Annotated in this window: 20 protein-coding genes and 3 pseudogenes; 13 read left to right on the forward strand and 10 right to left on the reverse strand. The window is 70.8% G+C overall.

Translation table 11 applies throughout. The features are described from left to right. Positions 1-816, reverse strand: an 816-nt coding sequence (locus tag VG276_09105) for a hypothetical protein (protein HEV8649550.1), incomplete at its 3' end; no start/stop codon positions are given. A 653-nt stretch (positions 817-1,469) separates the two neighbouring features. Here VG276_09105 and VG276_09110 point away from each other — a divergent pair. The 3 genes and pseudogenes from VG276_09110 to VG276_09120 all read left to right on the forward strand — a co-directional run bounded on the left by VG276_09110 (position 1,470) and on the right by VG276_09120 (position 4,200). After that, a pseudogene (locus VG276_09110) lies at positions 1,470-2,381 on the forward strand (ISAzo13 family transposase). Between the two features lie 216 nt (positions 2,382-2,597). Then, complete coding sequence (locus VG276_09115) at positions 2,598-3,842, forward strand: IS110 family transposase (protein HEV8649551.1); 1,245 nt, start codon at positions 2,598-2,600, stop codon at positions 3,840-3,842. Between the two features lie 94 nt (positions 3,843-3,936). Continuing rightward, a pseudogene (locus VG276_09120) lies at positions 3,937-4,200 on the forward strand (ISAzo13 family transposase). Positions 4,201-4,280: 80 nt separating this feature from the next. Here the strand turns inward: VG276_09120 and VG276_09125 are convergent. Further along, positions 4,281-5,942 (reverse strand): FAD-dependent oxidoreductase, encoded by a 1,662-nt coding sequence (locus VG276_09125; protein HEV8649552.1) that lies wholly within the window; start codon positions 5,940-5,942, stop codon positions 4,281-4,283. A 250-nt stretch (positions 5,943-6,192) separates the two neighbouring features. Then, a pseudogene (locus tag VG276_09130) lies at positions 6,193-6,384 on the reverse strand (transposase). A 945-nt stretch (positions 6,385-7,329) separates the two neighbouring features. Here VG276_09130 and VG276_09135 point away from each other — a divergent pair. The 3 genes from VG276_09135 to VG276_09145 all read left to right on the forward strand — a co-directional run bounded on the left by VG276_09135 (position 7,330) and on the right by VG276_09145 (position 9,615). After that, positions 7,330-7,464: a hypothetical protein gene (locus tag VG276_09135; GenBank protein HEV8649553.1), complete on the forward strand. Its 135-nt coding sequence runs from the start codon at positions 7,330-7,332 to the stop codon at positions 7,462-7,464. A gap of 205 nt (positions 7,465-7,669) precedes the next feature. Next, positions 7,670-8,590 (forward strand): ATP-dependent RecD-like DNA helicase, encoded by a 921-nt coding sequence (locus VG276_09140; protein ID HEV8649554.1) that lies wholly within the window; start codon positions 7,670-7,672, stop codon positions 8,588-8,590. 524 nt (positions 8,591-9,114) lie between these two features. Further along, complete coding sequence (locus VG276_09145) at positions 9,115-9,615, forward strand: hypothetical protein (protein ID HEV8649555.1); 501 nt, start codon at positions 9,115-9,117, stop codon at positions 9,613-9,615. Between the two features lie 1,118 nt (positions 9,616-10,733). On the opposite strand, the gene VG276_09150 is transcribed toward VG276_09145, so the two are convergent. From VG276_09150 to VG276_09160, 3 genes are all read right to left on the reverse strand, one after another. Beyond that, a complete protein-coding gene (locus VG276_09150) occupies positions 10,734-11,300 on the reverse strand; it encodes a flavoprotein (GenBank protein ID HEV8649556.1) in 567 nt (188 codons plus the stop codon). 55 nt (positions 11,301-11,355) lie between these two features. Next, entirely contained in the window at positions 11,356-12,186 is an 831-nt protein-coding gene (locus VG276_09155; GenBank protein HEV8649557.1) for an XRE family transcriptional regulator, read from the reverse strand. 159 nt (positions 12,187-12,345) lie between these two features. Next, entirely contained in the window at positions 12,346-12,720 is a 375-nt protein-coding gene (locus VG276_09160) for a helix-turn-helix transcriptional regulator (protein HEV8649558.1), read from the reverse strand. A 258-nt stretch (positions 12,721-12,978) separates the two neighbouring features. Here VG276_09160 and VG276_09165 point away from each other — a divergent pair, with 258 nt between their 5' ends. The 7 genes from VG276_09165 (at position 12,979) to VG276_09195 (ending at position 17,157) form a co-directional block, all read left to right on the forward strand. Further along, complete coding sequence (locus VG276_09165) at positions 12,979-14,172, forward strand: aminotransferase class I/II-fold pyridoxal phosphate-dependent enzyme (GenBank protein ID HEV8649559.1); 1,194 nt, start codon at positions 12,979-12,981, stop codon at positions 14,170-14,172. Beyond that, a complete protein-coding gene (locus VG276_09170; GenBank protein HEV8649560.1) occupies positions 14,169-14,990 on the forward strand; it encodes an inositol monophosphatase family protein in 822 nt (273 codons plus the stop codon). Before VG276_09165 ends, VG276_09170 begins: the two co-directional genes overlap by 4 nt. Before the next feature lie 108 nt (positions 14,991-15,098). Then, complete coding sequence (locus tag VG276_09175; GenBank protein HEV8649561.1) at positions 15,099-15,590, forward strand: amino acid permease; 492 nt, start codon at positions 15,099-15,101, stop codon at positions 15,588-15,590. 23 nt (positions 15,591-15,613) lie between these two features. Then, complete coding sequence (locus tag VG276_09180; protein ID HEV8649562.1) at positions 15,614-16,414, forward strand: APC family permease; 801 nt, start codon at positions 15,614-15,616, stop codon at positions 16,412-16,414. Beyond that, complete coding sequence (locus VG276_09185) at positions 16,411-16,638, forward strand: hypothetical protein (GenBank protein HEV8649563.1); 228 nt, start codon at positions 16,411-16,413, stop codon at positions 16,636-16,638. The genes VG276_09180 and VG276_09185 overlap by 4 nt, the downstream gene beginning before the upstream one ends. Beyond that, positions 16,632-16,814, forward strand: a complete 183-nt coding sequence (locus VG276_09190; GenBank protein ID HEV8649564.1) for a hypothetical protein — start codon at positions 16,632-16,634, stop codon at positions 16,812-16,814. Before VG276_09185 ends, VG276_09190 begins: the two co-directional genes overlap by 7 nt. Further along, on the forward strand, positions 16,807-17,157 hold the full coding sequence (locus VG276_09195) for a hypothetical protein (GenBank protein HEV8649565.1): 351 nt from the start codon (positions 16,807-16,809) through the stop codon (positions 17,155-17,157). The genes VG276_09190 and VG276_09195 overlap by 8 nt, the downstream gene beginning before the upstream one ends. Here the strand turns inward: VG276_09195 and VG276_09200 are convergent. The 4 genes from VG276_09200 to VG276_09215 all read right to left on the reverse strand — a co-directional run bounded on the left by VG276_09200 (position 17,154) and on the right by VG276_09215 (position 19,502). Continuing rightward, a complete protein-coding gene (locus VG276_09200) occupies positions 17,154-17,351 on the reverse strand; it encodes a hypothetical protein (GenBank protein HEV8649566.1) in 198 nt (65 codons plus the stop codon). The two genes, VG276_09195 and VG276_09200, sit on opposite strands and share 4 nt — an antisense overlap. A 205-nt stretch (positions 17,352-17,556) precedes the next feature. Beyond that, on the reverse strand, positions 17,557-17,763 hold the full coding sequence (locus VG276_09205) for a hypothetical protein (protein ID HEV8649567.1): 207 nt from the start codon (positions 17,761-17,763) through the stop codon (positions 17,557-17,559). Between the two features lie 118 nt (positions 17,764-17,881). After that, a complete protein-coding gene (locus VG276_09210) occupies positions 17,882-18,955 on the reverse strand; it encodes an ATP-dependent DNA ligase (GenBank protein HEV8649568.1) in 1,074 nt (357 codons plus the stop codon). Between the two features lie 37 nt (positions 18,956-18,992). Continuing rightward, entirely contained in the window at positions 18,993-19,502 is a 510-nt protein-coding gene (locus tag VG276_09215) for a methyltransferase domain-containing protein (protein ID HEV8649569.1), read from the reverse strand. Positions 19,503-19,513: the final 11 nt, after the last annotated feature.

Below are 19,513 nucleotides of genomic sequence, written 5' to 3' on the forward strand. Positions count from 1 at the left end.
GGTCTGCACGTCGGACCCGAAGGCCGCGACGTAGGGCTGCAGGTCGGCGTCGTCCTCGAAGGCGCGGGCGCCGGCCGCCTTCCAGGTGCCGCGCTCGCGGCAGGGCGCCTGGGCCAGGTCGGCCGGGCCGACCAGGTCGGGCACGGCCTGCAGCGCGGCCGCGCCCGGGTCGTCGCAGCGGGTCAGGCGCTCCACCCAGGCCTGGACGGTGTCGGGCGCGGTCCGGTCGCTGGGCAGGACCGGCCGGACCGAGACCGGGCCGGCGGCGATCCGCCACGCGCCGCCCTCGCGGCTGGCCCGCCACACCTCGACCGTGCGGCCGGGGGTGAGCCCGTCGAACGGGTCGATGCCGGCCGGGTGGGTCATGTCGGCGGTCACCTCGACCGTGCCGCTCCTGCCGGGCCGCTCGCCGCCGACCTTGACGCCGGTGACGGGGCTGCGGTCGGCCTGCGCGTCGGTCCAGGAGGCGACCGACTTCCAGCGGTCGCGGCCGGCCTCGTCGAGCAGCCGGTAGGAGCTGGCGAAGTCCCCCTTGGCGTTGGCGTCGAGGAACAGCCGCAGCGCGGCGCCGGCGCTGCCCGGCGTGGCCGACCGGCTGGCCCGTTCCGGCGTCGCCGGGGCCGACCCGCCAGAGCCGACCGGGGCGGTCCCGCCGGAGCCGACCGGGGCGCCGGGCAGGTCGAGGCGCTGCACGCTCGGGGTGGGAGCCGGGGTCGAGCTTCCCCGTTGCAGCACGACCGCGGCGCCGACGCCGAGGACGAGGCCGGCCACGCCGATGCCGAGGGCGAGCCGTCTGGTTGCGTTCGGGTACGGCAACGCAGAGCCTCCTTCGAGGCGGCGGCGGTGTGGGAACGGGCGCTACGAGGGTCCGCCCCGCCCCTGCCGGGCGGTGCGCTGCGGAGGTCGCCAACGCTGTCATCGAGCCGTTCGTACGGACGGCCGAGAGCGTTCACTCCAGGATCAACCCGAGCGGCATCAAACTATACGTAGTTATTTACGACTAGTACCGCCGCCGATACGTCGGTCCTCCGGAGCGCCTGGTACGCGGGTGGAGTCGGACAGCCCTGCCCCGCTCCACAGCAGGCCGCATGCCGGTCAGCTGGTTGCAGAGGTCCGACCCGAGGGCAGGGCATGTCCCAGCCCTATGCACGACCGTTCGCCTATGCGCGCAGGTCAGACGCGCCGCGCCCATGGCCCCGCAATCGGGAGCGAAGCACGGGAAGCGGCAGCTCTGATAGACGACGCGGCCCGCCACGGGATAGCTTCCACGGTCAGGGTCGGTCAGCAGAGGTGCCCGGTCCCACCCCGCACGCCCATGCAAACGGCAGCTCACAGGCCACGTCTGAACTTGCGTACCCTAAGGGGTCCCCGCGGTACAAGTTTGAGTGTTCTGAGGGGTTGCGGTAGGTTCGCCGTGTGGGGGGCGATTCGACACTTGATGGGTCCTCTCAGCAGTCCTCGATAGGGTCCTGCCGCACCTGGGCGAGCGGCATCGACGCCTGCTCTGCGGGGCGGTCGCCCGCGCGCTGGGCCACGGCGGCGTGACCTGGGTCGCCGAGCTTGCCGGGATGTCGATCCCCACCATCATCCGTGGCGCCAGCGAGCTCGACGACCCACCCGACCCCTACGGACGCACCCGCCGCCAGGGTGGCGGACCCAAGCGGCTGGTCGAACGCCAGCCGGGCCTGTTGGAGGCGCTGGACCGGCTGGTCGAGCCCGACACCCGCGGCGACCCCACCTCGCCGCTGCGTGGACCTGCAAGCCCACCCGCAAGCTCGCCGACGCGTTGTGCGCGCAAGGCTTCCAGGTCAGCGACGACACCGTCGGGCGGCTGCTGCGCGAGCAGGGCTACCGGTTGCAGCGCACCCGCAAGACCTTGGAGGGCGCGGGAGCACCCCGACCGGGACGCGCAGTTCCGCTACGTGAACGAGCAGGCCCGCGAGCACCTGGCCGCCGGCCAGCCGGTCGTCAGCGTCGACACCAAGAAAAAGGAACTGGTCGGGCTGTTCCACAACCCCGGCCGGGAGTGGCAGCCGTCGGGGGAGCCGGTCGGGGTCAACGTGCACGACTTCCCCAGTGACGCGCTCGGCAAGGCGATCCCCTACCGGGTCTACGACCTGGGCGCCAACGCCGGCTGGGTCAGCGTCGGGGTCGACCACGACACCGCCGCGTTCGCCGTGGCCACGCCTGGCCGCTGGTGGGAGCAGGCCGGCCGGGTGCTGTACCCCCAGGCGGACCGGCTGCTGGTCTGCGCCGACGCTGGTGGCAGCAACGGCGACCGGGTGCGGCTGTGGAAGACCGAGCTGGCAAGGTTTGCGGCCGAGACCGGCCTTGCGGTGACGGTGTGCCACGTCCCACCCGGCACCTCGAAATGGAACAAGTCTGCATGACCTGTGGCCACCCGGGAGTGATGAAATGCTTCGTGTGGCTCGTCGGGCGTGGTCGCCGTCTCGATACTGGAGCACCTGAGCCCGCAACAAGTCTGGTGCAGGGTCCGCGGGACCTGGGATTGTCGCTGCGAGCACGAACCCCAGATTCGGTTTCCTAACCAGGTCCCTCCCCGGCGGGTCGTTGTTGGCCCGACGAAGGGAGGAGCCGTGGAACAAGTCCACGATCGGGTCGTAGGGTTGGACGTACATCGCGACGTCGTCGCGGCGTGCGTACGGGTGGCGGGGCCGCGGGGAGGGGTGGCCACCGAGAAGGAACGGTTCCAGACCACAACGGCGGCGCTGGAGAGGCTCGGCGGCTGGTTGGCCGACCGTCGGGTTTCGCTGGTCGCGATGGAGGCGACGGGCGTGTACTGGAAGCCGGTCTACTACGCGCTGGAGTCGCGCTTCGAGGTGTGGCTGTGCAACGCCCATCACGTCAAGAACGTGCCTGGCCGCAAGACCGACATGTCCGACGCGGAGTGGCTGGCCGATGTGGCTGCCCATGGCATGATCCGGCCCAGCTTCGTGCCACCGCCACCGATCCGTGAGCTGCGGGAGTTGACCCGCTACCGCAAGACGCAGACTGACGCCCGGGCTGCGGAGATCCAGCGTCTGGAGAAGGTGCTCCAAGATGCCGGGGTGAAACTGACCTCGGTGGCCTCCAAGGTGCTGACGCAGTCCGGCCGGCTGATGGTCGAGGCGCTCATCGACGGCCAGCGAGATCCGGCGGCGTTAGCCAACCTGGCCAAAGGCAAGCTGCGGCCGAAGATCCCCGAACTGACCGAGGCGCTCGCCGGGCACTTCGGCGCGCACCACGCTGTCGCCGCCCGCCGCATCCTCGACCACGTCGACTTCCTCGACGCCACCATCGCGGCGCTGACCGAACAGATCGACGCGCGCACCGAGCCCTTCCAGGCGGCCAAACAGTTGCTGTCGTCCGTTCCGGGATTCGACCGGCTGGTCATCGACACCGTGATCGCCGAAACAGGCGCTGACATGAGCAGGTTCCCCAGTCCTGGGCACCTGGCGAAGTGGGCCGGCGTCTGCCCCGGCAATCACGAGTCGGCGGGCAAGCGTCGCCGAGTTGGGATCACCCCAGGCAACAGCTGGCTGCGGCGCGCCCTTATCGAAGCGGCCCGGGCCGCAGCCAGGACGCGGGGGAGCTACTTCGGCGCACAGTACCGCCAGATCGCCAAGCGGCGCGGCCCCAACAAGGCCGCTGTCGCCGTAGCGCACAGCCTGAGCGATCTCATCTGGCACCAGCTCACCACGGGCGAGTGCTTCCATGACCTCGGCGACGACTACTTCCAGCGCCGCCGCGACCCAGAACGCGAGACCCGCCGCCTCGTTGCCCAACTCCAACAGCTCGGCTTCCACGTCGCCCTCACACCTTCCCGGGATCCCGCCGCCTAGCCCGCTCAAGACCCACGACACATCAGGCTGCGCCGAGGGCCGCGGCCGGTCCGCAGGCGTGCCTGAGCAGGTCCGCTCGGCTTGCATTTCACCCCAGATCGAGCACCGCCTGTTCAGCCACATCTCGACCAACTGGCGTGGCCGGCCGCTGGAGAGCGACGAGGCGGCCGTGGAACTGATGGGGGCGACCACCACCCGCACCGGCCTGCGGGTCCACGCCGAGCTGGACCAGGGCACCTACCCCAAGGGGATCAAGGTCAGCGACAAAGACTTCGCCGCGGTCCCGATCCGCCGCCACGAATTCCACAGCGAATGGAACTACAGCATCGCTCCCAACCCGCTTCCCCGGCCTCCATGAACCACAACGTTATCGTGCGGAGTGCCCTAAGGCGTCGTTTCGCTCCCTTTGAGCATTCAGCCGTATCGGGCATAGTCTCTTCAGCTTGCCTGCTCGGCGAGGTACTCGTGGACGAGCTGGACGGCGATGGCGCCCTCCCCGACGGCTGATGCGACCCGCTTGATGGACCGGTGGCGCACGTCACCGGCGGCGAACACGCCGGGCAGGCTGGTCTCCAGGAACAGCGGTGGGCGCACAAGCGGCCAGCCTGTGGGCAGCCCGCCGGCACCGAGGAGGTCACGACCGGTCAGCAGGTAGCCTCGCTGGTCACACCCAACGGTTTCGCGCAGCCAGTGCGTGCGCGGCTCCGCGCCGATCAGCACGAACAGGCCGGCCGCCGCGACGGTCTGGGTGACGTCGTTGCGGCCGTCGCGGAGCGTCAGGCGCTCCAGGCGCCCGCTGCCCTGCCCGTCGACCACCTCGGTACGCAGCCGGACGGAGATGTTGGGGGTCGCCTGGAGCTTGGTGACCAGGTAGTCGGACATCGTGGTGCCGAGGGCCTCGCCGCGGACCAGCACGGCGACCGACGCGGCGTGCTCGGCGAGATGGATGGCGGCCTGCCCGGCCGAGTTGCCGGCGCCGACCACGAACACCGCTTGGCCTTCCATGGCGTGGGCTTCACTGCCGGCGGCGCCGTAGAACACCCCGGCGCCCGCCAGCGCCTCCAGGCTGGGCACCCCCAGCCGCCGCCAGGCGACCCCCGGCGCGAGGATCACCGCCCGGGCGGCCACCCCCCGGCCATCGGCGACCCGGAGCAGCCGCTCGGAGCCACGGGTGGTCAGGCAGGTCGCTGCCTGGGCGAACACGAAGTTGGTCCCAAACAGCCACGCCTGCTCGAAGGTCCGGAACGCCAGGTCATCACCGCTGATCCCGTGCGGGAACCCGGGATAGTTGCGGATCAAGGAGCTGGTCCCGGCCTGGCCACCGAACACCTCCGGTTCCAACACCAGCGTGCGCAGCCCCTCGGAGGCTGAGGAGACCGCCGCGGCCAGCCCGGCGGGGCCGGCACCGACGATGGCGAGGTCGTAGGTTGTCGGCTCGGGACGGGTGCTGGCGCCGAGGAACTCGGTGAGCTCGGCGTGGGAGGGGTCGACCAGCACCCGGCCGGTGCGGAAGATCACCACCGGGAGCCGGCTGCCGTCCTGGCCGGCCTGCTGCAGCAGCTGGCGTCCGGCCTGCGAGTCGTGGGGATAGAACCGGTAGGGCATGGCCACGCGGGTCAGGATGTCGCGCAGCTGGTGCGAACCTGGCTCCCACTGCCGGCCGACGATGCGGATGGCCACAAACGACGGCTCCTGGGTCTTGCTCCAGTCGGCCAGGAACTCGCTCACCGGCGGGTACAGCCACCGCTCCGCAGGCTGCCAGGGGGTGAACAGGTGGTAGTCGATCTGGCCCAGCGTCATCGCCCGCACCGCCGGGTGGGCCGCGGTGTAGTCCCCCCGGCTCACCAGCAGGACCCGTTTGGCCGCCGGGTGCACCTCATGGGCCGCCACCAGCAACTCCACCCCGCTCATCTGGGTCATCTGCTGGCCGGCGAGCACCAAGGCGACCTGCTGCGACCGCGCCGCCAGCTGCCCCAGGGTGGTCAGCGCCGCCGCCGGCGAACCCTCGGCGAGGAGCTGGTAGTCGACCCCGAAGCGGCGGCCAAGGTCGCCCGCCAGCGCCTCCAGCACCGCGCGGTCCTCATCCACCAGCAACAGCACCGGCGTTCCCATCCTCCACCCCCTGGCGTGCCGGCCCGATCGGCGGCCCCACGTCCACCCGATGGCCACCAACAGTGTCCGCCAAGCCAGTCATCGGATACAGGACGTCTGGGAACTACATCTAGGCAGCAGCCTCGCGCGCTCGGTGGGCCGAGCGGCCGTGGACCCCTCAGCGAGGTCGTCGATGGTCACGACGTGCGAAGCGGCGCGATCGGCGTGCTCTCCAGACGCCGCTTCCCTACATCGCGTGCTAGTGGCGGTTGAAGCAGACCAGCGCGCATGCCAACAGCACGAACGCAAAGAACCGGCCCGACCCCCGATCCCAACGCATCGCCAGCCGTCGCCAACAGCTCAACCAGGACAGCGCCCGCTCCACCCGCCAGCGATGCCGACCCAGCCGTTCCGACGACTCGATCCCACGCCGGGCGATCCGCGCCGTGATCGAGCCTGCCGCCGGCCACGTACCAGCCTTGACGAGCGAGCTGCTCGATGAGCGCCGTTCGCAGCTCGTTGCTCGGTCCCGAGATGAGCTGGTCGTCGAGCCAGCGACTGAGGAAGCTGCGCAGGGTTCGGCGCCCTTGTGAGCCCCACTGATTGAGGGCCACCAGCACGCCCTGAACGTCGTCCTCGGTGATGTCGTCGGCGAGCGGCAGCCGTCCTAGCGGGATACCCGACTCGCACAGAAACGTAGGAATCTGATCCGGCCCATATTCGTCCTCGATCGCCGTTGCGACCTGCTTGAGGATCAGGCGACTGATGGGACGGCCGTCATCCTCGGAGGGATCGGGCAACGGCTGGATCACGAGCCTCCCGCGCGCCCGGTCCTGGCCGGCGACCGTGAGCGCAAAACGGCGGATCTGCTGCAGGTAATAGTGCGGGTTGGAGTCGGGCTGTGGGGGCTGACCGCCAGGCGCCGTGTCCACATGGAAGGTCAGGAGCCCGGCGTCGCGCGCGTTGTATAGCTCCTGGACGAAACCACGCCACCGGTGGTCTTCGCTGACGGGTCGACCGGCGATCTCCTCCATGAGCCGCAGGCCGTCGAGGTGCCACGCCGGGGCGCCGGCGGACTGCTTCTGATGGCGGTCGATGGCCTGGAGAATTTCGATATCGTCCCAGCGCTTTGGCATGTTGACGCCCTCGTTGAGCCCCGCCGATCATTGGCCAGCGATGATCACAGAGTAATCATAGGCACAACCGGGATCCCCAACGACTCGACGTGACCCGCTCTGGCCGAGCTCACCGTGGGCCGTCGGTAACAGCCACTCGCCCCTGGCACTGCAGAGCAGCAGCCCTGGCCTGCCACCGCGGCCGGACGTGACGACCTCGCGGTGGCGTCCTGGTTCTCGGTGGACGGTGCTGCGCCTGCCGCCACGAGGCGATCGCCCGAGTGCTGGCTGGCAAGGGCGACGGCACGCTCACCGTGATCTCATGGGACGACGAGGATGACCTGCACGAGAAGCTCGTCGCGTTGCTTGCCAGGACCCCGACCTGGGCATCACGATCGGCGACGCTGGCGCCCTGAAGCGATCGCTCGGCGCGGACCAGACCTATAACGGCCGCCCGTCGTTCACCCGCGGTCAGGATGGCGCGGGCGCCGAGCGATGGCAGATCCTCACGCCCGTCCGGTCGCGGCCCGGCGGTGTCACCGGCCTCAACCGGCTCGTGCTCCGGACCTGGCGTGCCGGAGATGCCACCACCGCACGGCGCAGCTTTAAGCTTCCACCCCCATGGGCGCCGACGAGGTTCTGTTCCACGACAAGGTGATGTGTGCCACCAACCACCGCCACGACGCATACGACCTCCAAGACCGCAAGACGGTCGACGGTGAGGTCGCAAACGGCGAGATCGGCATGGCCGTCGAGTGGGCGGGTGCCAAGAACCGCAGACCTGACGGCCTGAGGGTCGAGTTCTCCACTCAGCCCGGCCGCCAGTTCACCTTCTGGGCCTCCGAACTCAACGCCGACCGTGAGCGGCTGTCGGAGACGCTCGAGGTCGCCTACGCCATGACGGTGCACAAAGCCCAGGGATCGCAGTTCGGCGTCACCCTGGTGGTGATCCCCAACCCGTGCCCGCTGCTGTCACCTGAGCTGCTCTACACCGCCCTGACCCGCCAGCGCGCCCGGTCGGTCCTGTTCCTCCAAGGCGACCCGTCTGACCTTCGACTCCCCGCAGGCCCATCGCAATCCGAGACCGCCCGGCGCCTGACCCGCCTGTTCCGGCCACCAAACCCTGTTGCGACGCCCGAGGGCCGGCTGTTTGACGACGCGCATGTCCACCGCACCGCCAACGGCGAGATGGTCCGCTCCAAGTCCGAGGTCATCGTGGCCAACACGCTGCGCTCCCTTGGCACCCAATACCTCTACGAGGAGCCGCTGACGATGCCCGACGGGTCGGTGCGGCTGCCCGACTTCACCATCAACAGGATCGGTCGAGCGCCGGTCTACTGGGAGCACCTCGGGATGCTCGACAAGCCAGGGTATCGCGCCGACTGGACCGCCAAGCGCGCCTGGTATGCCGCTCACAGCATCCTGCCCTGGACCGACGCGGCGGGCCCAACGGCATGCTCGTGTGGTCCACCGAGCAGCGCACCAGCCGCGGCATCGACGCCGAGGACATCGAACGACTCGCATGTCAGGCGCTCAAGGTAGCGGGGGAACGCTGACAAAGGTCGGCCAAAATCCAATGCCGCAGGCCTATCAGCGGATTGTCACATCACCATCACGGGCCGCCTCGCCGAGTTCCTGTCACGCCTGCAGGTGGGGGAGGGCAATGACACCCGCGACGCTCGACACGACGTTCAACCCGCAGGCCGACTGGGATGAGCTGCGGTGATAGTGGCGGGATGGTGCGGAGGGTTCGAATGCTCGGGAGGGCACGTCCCAGACCTATGCACAACCGTGCGCCTATCTGCGCAGGTCAGGTTGGCGACCTCGCCGTGGCGGGAGGCGCGGCGGCGTCAACAGTAATCCGCTTGTCCATGCCGCCGACCCTCCTCTTGCACAGGGGAGTCCTCAGAGGCGAGGGCGCATGGTGAACGAGCCCGAGGTCGCGCCGGAGGACCGCTTCGCCGCCTGGTGCTACAACCCGCGGCCCGATCCTCGACGGGACGTCGACACGCGATAGGTTCCCTTCCCTGTGACAGGTTCGTCGGGAGGGGAGGATGGTAGGGATCTTGGCCGTCGAGGGCGTCAGCACGCAGACACCGCTACTGGTTCAGGTCCTGCCGACCATCGTCGGGGGCATTCTTGGCCTTGCCGGCGTCGTTTACGGGGCGATGCGCGGTAGCCGCGCCGAACATCGACGATGGCTCCGTCAGGAACGGCTGAAGGTGTACAGCGAGTTCCTCGAGATCGCACACAGTGGCCTCGAAGCTGTGAACAGGCTGCTTCTCGAGTCGATTGAAGGCGGCGCTGGGGACCTCAACGCGATCGTGCGCCGCGCCGACCAGACCAGCGATGCGCTGCAACGTCCGACAGGCAGCATCGCCTTGCTTGGCCCCGGGGGCGTCCATCTGGCGGCAGGAGTGGTCCGCGTGTCGCTTGGCTGGTCGGCCAGGACACTCATCGAGCTGCTCGAGAACCTGGACGAGACCTTACAGCCATGCCCCAGCGACGACCCCGCTGTCGCAACCTATTCGAGCCCGGTCCTGACCAGGAACCAGCTGGTCCGATAGGCCGAAGGCTCATCGGATGCGCTACAGCGCTTCGCGGAGCTGGCAGCCGACGAGATCCAAGGTCCGACTCGCCATCGGCTTCCCCTCGCAGACCGCCCCAACCTGCTCGCCGCGGTGATCCGCCGGGTTCGTGGTCAGCCCCGGACCCTTGCCCGGCAGGCCGGTCGGTAGCTTCCAGCCGTTGGTCACAGCGCCCGCTCCTGGACGGCTCAGGGCCTGCTGCCCGCGCTGTGCGTTCGATCCAACAGGCCTGCTCGTCCGGCGCTGCATACCTCGGGGTGTGATTACATCGGTACCGCCCGAATCCCCCGACCCCGCCGGAGCCGATGGTCAGCACCTTCCAGGCGCTCGCCATGGCAGCGCTCGCTCTGCTTCCGGGCGCCATGTACGTCTGGGGCTTCGAGTCCAGGGTCGGTGGCCGCTGGGGCATTCAGGCGGCCGACCGCATCCCGCGGTTCTTCGGCTACTCCGCCATCTTCCACGCGCTGCTGTCACCAGCGACCTACTGGTTCTACGCCAACTACATCCGCACAGAGCATCTCGAGAAGGGGCGGCCACTGCCGCTTTGGCTCTGGGCGGTCGCCATCGGATATGTGGTCGTTCCGTACGTCACCGGGCGGGTGATGGGCACGGGGGTCCGGAAGGAGCGGCGCTTGGGCACTCCTGCTGGCCGGCACGGCCCACGCCCTCGCGCCTGGGATCACCTGCTGAGCAGCGAGCCGGTCGCCTGGGTACGCATCAAGCTCAAGACCGGTCCCTGGATCGGGGGTGCCTTCGCGCTCGACCGTCACGGGCGGCGGTCATACGCGGCGGGGTACCCTCATGAGCAAGACCTCTACCTGGCCGAGCAGGCGGAGGTGGACCCTGAGACTGGCGACTTCCAGCTGGACGAAGACGGGACGTCGTGCTGCTGGGACGTGGGATCTTGCTTCGCTGGAGCGAGATCGAGTACCTCACGTTCACCGATGCTGAGTAGAGACGTGAGCCGAGAGGAGCCTCATGCCGGAGCGGTGACCGGTCCTTCGTTGAACTGCACGACGAAGTTGTGGAGCAGCTCGGGGGTGACCTTGTCGAACCGCCTCTCCGTCTGCGGCCACCATGGCCCGCTGCGTTGCCGATCACTGCCTACCGCTCCTGGTTGGCCGGTTCGCGTCCCTTTGGACCTTGCTCGCCTTTGTTGCGGTCCAAGCAGTCAGCTCGTCAAAGAGTGCGTCCCACGGGAACAGGGCGGCGCCGGGCGCGCCCATGTTCGGTGTCGGCAGCGGATGGCGGTCAGGGTCAAACAGCACGCGGACGCCGCAGGCGCGCAGCTCGGCGACGCTGCGAACAAAGGCGGGGTGGCGGATCAAGGCGACGTTGGCGGTCGGGACCGCGATGACGGGGAGGCCAAGCCCGATCGCCTCGTTGAGCAGGCCGAGGGCGAGGGTGTCGGAGATGCCCGCGGCCCACTTGTTGATCGTGTTGAACGTGGCCGGGGCGACCACGAGCGCATCCGGCGAGGGGAGCACATCGGGCTCCTCGGGGCGCTTGTAGTCGCTGCGGACGGGATAGCCGGTCAACTCGGCAAGGCGTGGGATGTCCAGGAACTTCACGGCCGAGGGTGTCCCGACCACGCAGACCTCCCACCCGGCAGCCTGCGTCCGCTCCACGAAGGCGGGCAGGTCGCTGGGGGACGGCCACCACACGCGATGACGTACAGGACCCGCCTGGGCACCGACGGCACGCTCCTTGGTCGAGGGCTTATCTCAGCACGCCGATCCGGTCGGCCAGTCCGCGCAGCTCGGGCACTGCTCCCTTCCGCTCCCGGTGCAGGAACAACTGGACAAGGTCTCGGACCTGGGGATTGAAGTGGACCTCCTCGGACGCCACCTGTTCGGCTCGCAGCAGCGTAGCGACTGCGGCGGCATCATCACGGCGTTGCCCGTGGCCCCGGGCGAGGTCGATGAAGAAGTGGGAGCGGCGTTCCAGCAGACTCGGCGGGAGCCGGTCGGGGTCCACCCGCCCCGCTCGGCGGAGCGCTTCCCGGCCATCGCCCAGCTCGACCGAGAGCTGGACGCCGTGGATGGCGAGGTTGGTCGGCCCGAAGATGGTGTGCAGGTCGGCGTAGTCGTGGCCAAGGCGCCGGCTGGCGGTCTTGGCCTCGCCGAACAGCTCCCAGGTGTCGGCCCATTCGCCCTGCCGGGCGCTGGCCAAGGCCGCGGTGAGCAGCAGGCCGCCCCAGGCAGCGAGCTGCGCCCGCGATGCCGCCAATCCCGGCTCGAGCATGCTCGCCGCCGACAGCGCTACTTCTTTGGTCTCAAGCAGGCGGCCAGCGGGCAGGAACACGTTGGCGAGCCGGTAGTACGCCGATGCGGCCAACAGGGGGTCGTCGAGGCGTTGGGCTGCTTGGATGGCGCGATCTGACGCGATCGAGGCGAGCTCGGCGTCGCCGAGCCGCTTGAGCATGGCTGACGTGACGTTGTAGGTGTGTACCAGCAGATGGGTGGCGTGGTCGCGGTGTTGGCCTGGGAGTTCCTTGGCGGCGAGTTCGGTGTCGGCGAGCAGGCTCGGGAGGAGGCCGCCGAGCGCCATATAGCGTGCCTTCTGGCGAAGCCGCCATGCCCGGGTTACCCGCTGACCAAGGGTGGCGATAGTAAGTGTGGGGTCCGCGCCGTCGCCCGCCAAGCGCCCAGGTGGCCCGTAGCCGAGGAGCGTCCGGCGGATCGCGGTCACTGTCTCGGGCGCATACGGCTAGCTGGGAAGCTCCATCGGTGCGGTTGTCGTGCGCCCCAGCGCTCCATCCGGAATCGGGCTCGCCGTCGCTGCACCCCCAATGGCGCCAACGGAATCCTGGTGATCCACTCTGCCGGCATGACGCCGTGAGCGCCCGTCGATGAACCGATCACGAGGGATGCCGAGCACGGCCTCGAAGCGGATGGCGTAGAACTCGCTGACGCCACGCCTGCCGGTCTCCCAGCGGTACAAGGAGTTGCGGTCAACCGCCAGCTCCCGGCCGCTGCCGTGCTCGGTCTCCCACCGCTGCAACCTGACGACCAGCTCCGGCCGCGACCAGCCGCGCCGCAGCCGCGCCTGGCGCAGCTCGTCGTGCGGGTCGAGGGGGGCCATCTACCGCTCCTGCCAGGCGACCGGTTCGCGTCCTATCCTACCTTGCTCCCGTTGTCGTCCGATACGCCTAGTGGGGCATTGGCCGACGGCATCGGCCGACAACGGCTATCCCCATTGCTCGCATCGCCCGGTTTGATCACCGCCAGGGCGAGGCGGGGGCCCCAGCCCGGCAGACGTTCCCAGCGCTCATAGCCAGCAGCCTCCGCGGTTCATTTCGCCATGCCACTGCCAGGGGTGCTGCTGTGAAGGGAGCCGTCGATGGACACGCACAGCCGAGGCGGAAGGACCGGCCGCACCCTCAAGGCAGCCAGCGTGCCCGGCGACGACACCACGGCAACGTCGCCGTACATCGGTAAGGCCGCGATCGTCTCGCCCCTGGGTTCAAGTGAGAAATCCACAGGCTCTTCAAGCCACGGGGCGGTCACCCCACCCGAGCAGCCTACAGTCCGGTCGCGTCCCGATCTGGCCGCTCATGTGGCCTACAGCTCGCCCCGGCCGCTGGTGCCGGTGCGGCTGGACACCAACGAGAGCCCCTACCCGCCGTGCGGGGCGCTGCGCGCCGACCTCGCCGAGCTGGCCGGCGCGCACGACTGGCACCGCTACGGCGACCTCGACGCCACGGTCCTGCGCGAGCGGCTGGCCAGCCTGCACGGCCGCGGCGTGGAGGGCGTGTGGGTCGCGGCGGGCACCTTCGAGCTGCTGGCGCAACTGTTCCAGGCGGTCGGCGGGGCGGGCCGCACCCTGGGTGTGCTCGAGCCGGCCTGGGGTGGCTACCGGCAGGTCGCCGCCGCCGCCGGGACCACGGTCATCGATGGCGACCCGGCCGGCGCGGATGTGGTGGTGGTGTGCTCGCCCAACAACCCCACCGGCCACGCCACCCCGGCCGAGGTGGTCGCGCGGCTGTGCGAGCGGCACCCGGGGCGCCTGGTGATCGTGGATGAGGCGTACGCCGAGTTCGGCAGCCAGCCGAGCGCGGCCGGGCTGCTGGACCGCTACCCCAACCTGGCGGTGCTGCGCACGTTCTCCAAGGCGCTGGCCCTGGCCGACCTGCGGCTTGGCTACCTGCTCGCCCACCCGGAGGTGGTCGGGGTGCTGCCCAAGGTGCGGGTGCCCTACCACCCTTCGGGGTTCACCCAGGCGGCCGGGTTGCTGGCCCTGGACTACCTTGCGGAGGTGGCTGCGACGGTCGCGCTGGTGGTCCGCGAACGCCAGCGGGTCTACGACGCGCTCGCCCAGCTGCCCGGGGTGCGGGTGCGCCCCAGCGAGGCGAACTTCCTGTGCTTTGCCACCCCCGAGCCGTCCTGGGAGGTCCGCCGCGGGCTGCTGGAGCGTGGGGTGGCGATCCGGGACGTGTCCGGGCTGGCCCACCTGCCCGGCCATCTGCGGGTCACCATCGGCGCGCCCGCCGACAACCGGGCGTTCCTGGCCGCGCTCGGGGAGGTGCTGTCGTGACCGGGCGCGGCAGCGGGTGGGTCGGAGAGCTGGAGTTGGCGCACCTCCTGGCCGACGAGGCCGACCGGGTCAGCCTTGACCTGTACCGGGACGGCGAGCTGCTGGTCGCCAGCAAGCCCGACGCCAGCGAGGCGACCGAGGCCGACCAGGCGGTGGAGGACTGCCTCCGCGCGCGGCTGGCCGAGCGCCGCCCCGACCACGGCATCCTCGGCGAGGGGCGCGGCGCCCGGGGCAGCAAGCACTGGCGCTGGGTCATCGACCCGATCGACGCCACAAGGAACTTCATCCGCGGCATCCCCTGGTGGGCCACGCTGCTGGCGTTCCAGGTGGATGGGCAGGTCGAGGTCACGATGGTGTCGGCCCCGGCGATGGGCTTGCGCTGGTGGGCGGTGCGCGGCCACGGCGCGTGGACGACCGGGCCGCTTGACCCGACGCCCCGGCCCCTGGCCGTGTCGTGCATCAGCGACCTCGGCGGCGCGCAGCTCGCCTACGGCGACCTCCGCACCGACCCGTGGTTCCTGGGCCTGGCCGGGCGGTGCTGGCGCACCCGCGGGATCGGCGACTTCCTGATGTGGTGCCTGCTCGCCGACGGCGCCGTGGACGTCGTGGTCGGCCAGGACGCAGATCGGCTGTGGGACCTGGCCGCCCCGATTCTGCTCATCGAGGAGGCGGGCGGCTGCGTCACCGACCCCGCGGGCCAGCCCTGGGCCGAGGGGCAGCTCGCCGTCGCCAGCAACGGGCGGCTGCATCCGGCTGTGCTCGACGCCATCGGCGCTGACCGTGCCCCGCATGCCCTGGCGCGGGACCGGGGCGGCTGACCACCACCCCAAGCCCCAGCGCTCCACTTCCCAGCGACCAGCGATCGGGCTGGCTAGCCCGACGCGTGCCCAACCACCACTTCTCGATGCAACAGGAGGCAGTACCGGATGCGTTCCGCCCCCGACCGCACCGCACCCACCACCCGCACCACGCCCGATGACGATGCAGACGCCGTACTCCTGCGGCGGTTCGGCTACCCGCCCCAGCTGGCCCGCACGCTGGGCTGGGGGGAGTCGTTCGGGATGGGGTTCTCGTTCATCTCGGTCACCACCGGCATCTTCACCACCTTCGGCTTCCTCCTGGCCACCGCCGGGCCCCGCGGCATCTGGACCTGGCCGGTCGCGGTCGCCGGGCAGACCCTGGTCGCGCTGGTCTACGGGGCGCTGGCCGCGCGGGTCCCCCTGGCCGGCGGCGCCTACCAGTGGGCCACCCGCCTGGCTGGTCCTTCGGTGGGCTGGTGGGTGGGGTGGCTGTCGCTGTCGTTCCTGGTGATCGTGACCGTGTCGGTCGACTACGCCCTGGTCCAGGCCGCCGTCTGGCCCCTCCTGGCCTCACCCCAACCCCGCGGAGCCTGGCCACAGGCACCCTGGTCGTCCTGACCACCCAGGCGACACTGATCTGCTTGTCCACCCCGGCGACCGCGCGGCTCAACAATCTCGCGGTCCTCGCCGAGATCATCGGGCTGCTCCAGCTCACCATCGTCTTGGTCATTGCGGGCCGGATCGCAGGCATCGGCCACTGGAGCAACCTTGCCAGCACCGGCGCAGTCCCGGCGGCCGGCTGGTGGTCCTGGTTGGGGCCGGGGATGCTGGCCACCCTGCTCGGCGCCTACACCATCGTCGGGTTCGAGGCGTCGGCCACCCTCGCCGAGGAGACTCGCCAGCCCCGCCACACCGTCCCTGCCGCGATGGCCCAGGCCGTCGTGGTCTCCGGGGTGCTGGGGATGGGATTCCTGGTCGCGCTGGCCCAGGCGATCCCCGACCCCGACCGGCTCACCGGCGACACCACCGCCCCGGTCGCGGCGATCCTGCGCTACTTCCTCGGCGGCCGGATCGAGTTGTTCCTGGCCTTCGTCTGCGTGGCGATCTTCGCGTGCGGCACGGTGATCATGGCCACCGCCTCCCGGCTGGCCTGGGCCATGGCCCGAGACCGCCGCCTCCCCGCCCACCAGCTGCTTGCCCAGGTCTCGCGCGCTCGGGGTGGGCCGGTCTGGGTGGTGCTGCTGGTCGCCGGCGCAAGCGCCCTGATCCTGGTCACCCTGGGGGGAACCCCGACGCGCTCACCACCTTGTTCACCGCCTCCACCCTGCTGCCCGCGATCCTCTACACCGCCACCGTCGTGCTGTACGCCTGGGTCGCACGCCGCCACCCCCCAGCCTTCGAGACCCCGTTTCAGCTCGGCGTCTGGGAACGCCCCGTGGTGATCGGCGCGCTCTGGTGGCTCGGTTACGAGCTGGTCGTGCTGCTCGCCCCGGCCCAGTTCCGCCCTGCCCAGACCTACGCGCTGGGCGCCGTCGCCCTCGGCGCGGTTGTCCACATGAGCATGCGGATCGTGGACCCAGCCGCGATGACCAGCCAGCTGCCACTCGACCAGGACACCCCACCCCACCCCGATACCGGGCCGGCCGGCGAGCAGCCCCTATGGTGACACCCGCTGCCTCCCTCCTGGCGCCGGGCGGGCTGAACGCAGCCGGCGTAGTCGCCATTGGGCTCGTCATGCTGCTCGGGCTGGGGCTGATCATCGCGCTGCTGGTGATCGACTATCAGGACGAGCGCGCCCACCGGCGGCGGATGGCCCGAGCCCGGCGCCGACAGCATGGCTGAGCCGGTCCAGCACGGCCACGACGCACCTGAGCCCGGGAGCCGCGACACCACCAGCCAGCACGCGCCGGGCGCGCTGGGCGCGCCGGGGTGGGACCCCGCGGTCGCCAGGGCGGTCCACACCGCCCGGGTCTTCGGCCCCGCCGAGGCCGAGGGTCTCCCAGCCGCCGAGGTGGGGCTGTGTGGGGTCCCCACGGCACGCTGGGAGCTGGCGGTGGGCGCCCAGGGTGCCGCCCGGCTGCTGTCGGCGCTGTGGGTGGAGGCAACCGCCCGCGGGCTACCGGTCCCCGCCGAGGTCGCGGCCGCGATCCGGGCCCTGTCGGTATGGTCCAAGGAGCTGATTTAGGACCTGTCTGGGGGCACCGCCTCGGGCGGCGAGTTGGTGGGGTCGCTGAGCCGGTAGGTGGGAGGCAGGCCGCCGGTGTCGGCCTGCGAGCGGGGGACGTCGGTGGCCTTGCCCGGGTCGTCCCCGCCGAGGAAGGGCAGGAACGAGGCTGCCGCCTGCCGGTCGGCGCCGTCGCGGCCGTCGTCGCCGGCCATGGCCCGCAGGCGGGCGGCGACCTCCTCGGCCCGCCCCGGATGGCGCCGTCCGGGTGGACGACCACGACGTCGTCGCCCACGCCGTGCAGGCCCCAGAACCCGGCCGCTGTCTGGACGATGCGGGTCGCCTGGCCCAGCTCCTGGCCGCCGACCGCGGCCGGGCGACCGCCCTCCCAGCGGACCTCGTCGGGACCCAGCTCGCGGCTCATAGCCCGGTCCTCTGCCGCTCGTCCTGGGAGGTGCGCTGCTCGCCAGTGGCGAGCCAGCGGGCCGTGCCGATCCGGCCCGAGGCGTCGAACGACAGCTCAACCACGCGGTCGCCGTCGGGCGGCAGGGCCTCGACCGGCAGGCCGGCCAGGGTCGGGGTCTCGGACTCCGCCTCCGGCCGCTCCGGCCAGTCCCGTTCGGTCATGGTGGTCCTCCTGGTCGCACGGGCGCACGCTGCTGCGTGCTGCCGGTGTCGATTCCCCATCGGGCCGCCCAGGAACCGCCGGGTACCGATTCGCTCCTCGGCCCAGGGCTTCTCGGGATCAGCCGGGGGTGGGGCCGGGCACGCCGCCGGCGGACAGGATCTGGGCCAGCTCGAAGGCGACCGGCCGCTCGAGCTGCTCGTACGTGCACGAGCTGGGGTCCCGGTCGGGTCGCCAGCGCTTGAACTGCGCCGTGTGGCGGAAGCGCCTGCCCTCCATGTGGTCGTAGCCCACCTCGACCACCAGCGACGGCGCCAGCGGCTCCCAGGACAGGTCCTTCTTGGCGTTCCAGCGCGACGGTTCCCCGCCCGGGATGCGCTCGGGGGTGACCGTGCCGAGCCACGGATGCTGCTCGCCGGCCGTGAGGCGGTAGGGCGCCAGCTCGTCGAGCAGCTCCCGCCGCCGCTCCATCGAGAACGACGCGGCCACGCCGACGTGCTGCAGTCTGTCGCCGTCGTAGAGGCCGAGCAGCAGGGAGCCGACGACCGGGCCGCTCTTGTGCCAACGGAAGCCGGCGACCACGCAGTCGGCCGTGCGCACGTGCTTGACCTTGAACATCACCCGCTGGTCCTGCTCGTAGGGCAGGTCGCGCGGCTTGGCCACGATGCCGTCCAGGCCGGCCCCCTCGAACATCCGGAACCAGCGCTGGGCGACCTTCACCGAGTCGGTCGACGGGGTCAGGTGGATGGGCGCCTCCACCCCGGCGAGGGCCGCGTCGAGCGTGGCCCGCCGCTCGGCGAAGGGGCGTTCCAGCAGGGATCGGTCGTCGAGCGCGAGCAGGTCGAACGCGATCAGCGAGGCGGGCGTCTCCCGCGCGAGCAGCTCCACCCGGGAGGCGGCCGGGTGGATCCGCTGCTGCAGCGCCTCGAAGTCCAGGCCGGCGCTCCGGATGACGACGATCTCGCCGTCGACCACGCAGCGGCGCGGGAGCCGCTCGCGCACCGCCTCGACGACCTCGGGGAAGTAGCGGGTGAACGGCCGCTCGTTGCGGCTGCCGAGCTCCACCTCGTCGCCGTCCCGGAACACCACGCACCGGAACCCGTCCCACTTGGGCTCGTAGAGCATGCCGTCGGGCATGATCGAGACGGACTTGGCGAGCATCGGCTTGACCGGGGGCATCACTGGCAGGTCCATGGCCACCATTCTGCCGCGCCCGCTGGCGAGGGCGGGGTCAGGCCCGCCGGCACAGGCAGCGCAGGTTCCTGATGTCGTAGCAGGTGATGTCGATGTCGACGAAGCCGGAGGCGGTGAGCAGCTCCGCCAGCCAGGCGTCGTCGAACAGCGTGTGGTGGGCGTTCCAGATCCAGAGCGGCACGCCGCGCTCGTCGACGCCCTTGTGGGCGGCCCGGTCGGAGTGGCCGCCGAGCAGCCAGTAGTTCGCCTCCCGGGTCCCGTAGCTTCCCTCCACCCACTGCCGGGCGATGTAGCGCGCGTCCGGCACGCCAATGTCCACCGGCGCGCCCGACCGCAGGACCCGTGCCCACTCGCGCAGCGTCGGCTCGACGAGCTCCCAGCTCTGGTGCTCGAGGACATGGTTGGCGCGCAGCGCGGTGACGCTCCCGTCCGCGAAGGGGAGCTGGTCCAGCCGGCAGACCACCTCGATCCCGGGCAGCGGCAGGATGTCGGTATGGACGTCGTAGGCGGCGTCCGGGCGCTCGCCCGACCCGATCTCGAGCTTCACCCCGCCTCCCC

This window comes from Actinomycetes bacterium (assembly GCA_036000965.1).
Classification (GTDB): Bacteria; Actinomycetota; CALGFH01; order CALGFH01; family CALGFH01; genus DASYUT01.